This window comes from Streptomyces sp. NPDC031274 (assembly GCF_055570235.1).
In genome coordinates this window covers 1-1,202 of sequence record NZ_JBVIHP010000337.1, presented here as the reverse complement: position 1 = coordinate 1,202, position 1,202 = coordinate 1, and the positions used below count along the sequence as shown (strand labels likewise).

At 67.5% G+C, this 1,202-nt stretch carries 2 protein-coding genes; both read left to right on the top strand.

Annotation, left to right across the window (positions count from 1 at the left end; genetic code table 11):
- On the top strand, positions 1-824 hold an 824-nt coding region (locus ACZ5CR_RS46170; RefSeq protein WP_468869972.1), incomplete at its 5' end, for a zinc-dependent alcohol dehydrogenase.
- Between the two features lie 46 nt (positions 825-870).
- Positions 871-1,202, top strand: a 332-nt coding sequence (locus ACZ5CR_RS46165) for a 6-pyruvoyl trahydropterin synthase family protein (protein ID WP_468869967.1), incomplete at its 3' end; no start/stop codon positions are given.

The window sequence follows — 1,202 nt, the reverse complement described above, 5'->3', positions numbered from 1 at the left end:
TCCCCGCCAACCAGTACGAGGCAATGCGTGCCCCCTTCCAGGAGGGGGACTTTCCCGGACCCGTCAAGTTCGGGTATCTCAACGTCGGTCGGGTGGAGTCTGGGCCGGCGGAACTCGTGGGCAAAGCCGTGTTCAGCCTGTTCCCGCACCAGACGCGATTTCGTGTATCGGCCGGGGCTCTCACGGCGATCCCCGATGGAGTGCCGCCGGATCGGGCCGTGCTGGCCGGGACTGTCGAGACCGCGCTCAACGCGCTGTGGGACGCGCCACCGCAGATCGGTGATCGCATCGCAGTGGTGGGCGCCGGCATGGTCGGCTGCTGTGTGGCCGCCCTCCTGGCCAGGTTCCCCGGGATCCGGGTGCAACTCGTCGATATCGATCCAACCCGCGCGGCGGTCGCCACGGCGCTCGGCGTTTCCTTCGCCGATCCCGCACAGGCAACAGGCGACTGCGATCTCGTCTTTCATGCCAGCGCCACCCAGGCGGGGCTCCGGCGCTCCCTCGAACTGCTCGCTCCCGAGGGCTCCGTGGTCGATCTGAGCTGGTACGGGGACCAGCCGGTGACGCTGCCGCTGGGGGAGTTCTTCCACTCCCGTCGTCTGTCGCTGCGCAGCAGTCAGGTCGGCGCCATACCGCTGGAGCGGCGCGGGCGCCACACGGTCGCCGACCGGCTCGGCCTTGCGCTCGACCTTCTGCGGGACCCGGTCTTCGACGTACTGGTCACCGGCGAGTCCGCTTTCGACGAACTCCCGGAGGTCATGGCCGAGATCGCTTCGGGCAATCTGCCCGGCCTCTGCCAGCGCATCCGCTACGACGCCGACTGAACCGCGTCCGCACCCACCGCGCCGTCAACACCCGTCCGGAGAGGTCATGTTCACCGTCACAGTCCGCGATCACCTCATGATCGCCCACAGCTTCCGCGGAGAGGTTTTCGGCCCCGCGCAACGCCTGCACGGAGCGACGTACCTGGTCGACGCGACCTTTCAACGCCCGGAGTTGGACGGTGACAACCTCGTTGTCGACATGGGCCTGGCAGCCAGAGAGGTGCACAGGATCGTCGCGGCACTCTCATACCAGAATCTCGACGATGATCCGGACTTCGTCGGCATCAATACCACCACGGAATTCCTGGCCAAGGTAATCGCGGACCGTCTCGCTGCCCGCATCCACGACGAGGCGCTGGGTCCCGACGCCGACGGCCT